The following is a 2,641-nucleotide window of genomic DNA, read 5'->3' as shown; positions in this document are numbered from 1 at the left end:
TTCGGCGCGAATCTCGTTGCCGCGCCGGGTGTCGGTCTGGTGGGCTTCGGCCTCCTGGGCCTGGGTGCGCTTGCCGCGCTGGGTGCGGGGATTGCTGCCGCGAGCGGTGGTGGTAATGGCGGCAGCGCTCCTGCTGTAGTGGATGAACAGACGCCGCCGGGTGCAGTGGACGACGATACGGATGCGGACGCTGATTCCGATGCCGACGCGGATGCTGATGCGGATGCGGACGCCGATGCAGATGCGGATGCGGATGCGGATGCCGATGCCGATGCCGATGCCGATGCCGATGCCGATGCGGATGCGGATGCGGATGCTGACGCGGATGCTGACGCGGATGCTGATGCTGATGCTGATGCTGATGCCGATGCCGATGCGGACGCGGACGCGGATGCTGACGCCGATGCGGACGCGGATGCGGATGCTGACGCCGATGCCGATGCCGATGCCGATGCCGATGCCGATGCGGATGCGGATGCTGACGCGGATGCTGATGCTGATGCGGATGCTGATGCGGATGCTGATGCCGATGCCGATGCCGATGCCGATGCCGATGCCGATGCCGATGCCGATGCCGATGCCGATGCCGATGCCGATGCCGATGCCGATGCGGATGCCGATGCGGATGCGGATGCGGATGCGGATGCGGATGCTGATGCGGATGCGGATGCGGATGCGGATGCGGATGCGGATGCTGATGCGGATGCGGATGCGGATGCGGATGCGGATGCGGATGCGGATGCGGATGCCGATGCGGATGCGGATGCGGATGCGGATGCGGATGCCGATGCGGATGCGGATGCGGATGCGGATGCGGATGCGGATGCGGATGCGGATGCGGATGCGGATGCCGATGCGGATGCTGATGCTGATGCTGATGCTGATGCTGATGCTGATGCTGATGCGGATGCGGATGCGGATGCTGACGCGGATGCGGATGCGGATGCTGACGCCGATGCGGATGCCGACGCGGATGCGGATGCTGACGCCGATGCTGACGCCGACGCCGACGCCGATGCTGATGCCGATGCTGATGCCGATGCTGATGCCGATGCCGATGCCGATGCCGATGCCGATGCCGATGCCGATGCCGATGCCGATGCCGATGCCGATGCCGATGCCGATGCCGATGCGGATGCCGATGCGGATGCGGATGCGGATGCTGATGCGGATGCTGATGCGGATGCTGATGCTGATGCGGATGCGGATGCGGATGCTGATGCGGATGCGGATGCGGATGCGGATGCGGATGCGGATGCGGATGCGGATGCCGATGCGGATGCGGATGCGGATGCGGATGCGGATGCCGATGCCGATGCCGATGCCGATGCCGATGCCGATGCGGATGCGGATGCGGATGCCGATGCCGATGCGGATGCGGATGCGGATGCGGATGCTGACGCTGATGCGGATGCGGATGCTGACGCCGACGCGGATGCCGATGCTGACGCGGATGCCGATGCTGACGCGGATGCCGATGCCGATGCGGATGCGGATGCGGATGCGGATGCGGATGCCGATGCCGATGCGGATGCCGATGCGGATGCCGATGCGGATGCCGATGCGGATGCCGATGCTGATGCCGATGCCGATGCCGACGCGGATGCCGATGCGGACGCGGACGCGGACGCGGATGCGGATGCTGACGCCGATGCGGATGCGGATGCGGATGCGGATGCGGATGCGGATGCTGATGCGGATGCTGATGCTGATGCTGATGCGGATGCGGATGCTGATGCGGATGCGGATGCGGATGCGGATGCCGATGCGGATGCGGATGCGGATGCGGATGCGGATGCGGATGCCGATGCGGATGCGGATGCCGATGCGGATGCCGATGCCGATGCGGATGCTGATGCTGATGCTGATGCTGATGCCGATGCCGATGCGGACGCGGATGCTGACGCCGATGCGGACGCGGATGCTGACGCCGATGCCGATGCCGATGCTGATGCCGATGCCGATGCCGATGCGGATGCTGACGCGGATGCTGATGCTGATGCTGATGCCGATGCCGATGCCGATGCGGATGCCGATGCTGATGCTGATGCGGATGCTGATGCGGATGCTGATGCGGATGCTGATGCGGATGCTGATGCGGATGCCGATGCGGATGCGGATGCGGATGCGGATGCTGATGCGGATGCGGATGCGGATGCCGATGCCGATGCGGATGCGGATGCCGATGCGGATGCGGATGCGGATGCTGACGCCGATGCGGATGCCGATGCCGATGCTGACGCGGATGCCGATGCCGATGCCGATGCCGATGCTGACGCGGATGCCGATGCGGACGCTGATGCGGATGCTGACGCGGATGCGGATGCCGATGCTGACGCTGACGCTGACGCTGACGCGGATGCGGATGCTGACGCCGATGCGGATGCCGATGCGGATGCCGATGCGGATGCCGATGCGGATGCCGATGCTGATGCTGATGCCGATGCCGATGCCGATGCCGATGCCGATGCCGATGCCGATGCCGATGCCGATGCCGATGCCGATGCCGATGCCGATGTTGATGCGCCGGACCAGCCGGTCATTGACGAAGTGATTGACGACGTGGGTCTGGTTCAGGGTCCGGTGGGCAATGGTGAGAGCACGGACGACACGACGCCGACGCTGGTGGGCAAGGGCGAAC

General features: G+C 65.3%; 1 protein-coding gene. It reads right to left on the bottom strand.

The annotated features are described in order from the left end of the window. Window positions 1-2,641, bottom strand: a 2,641-nt coding sequence (locus tag HDG34_RS40015) for a hypothetical protein (protein ID WP_184069233.1), incomplete at both ends; no start/stop codon positions are given.

Source organism: Paraburkholderia sp. HC6.4b (assembly GCF_014200875.1).
Taxonomy (GTDB): Bacteria; Pseudomonadota; Gammaproteobacteria; order Burkholderiales; family Burkholderiaceae; genus Paraburkholderia; species Paraburkholderia tuberum.
This window is presented reverse-complemented; position numbering and strand designations above follow the sequence as displayed.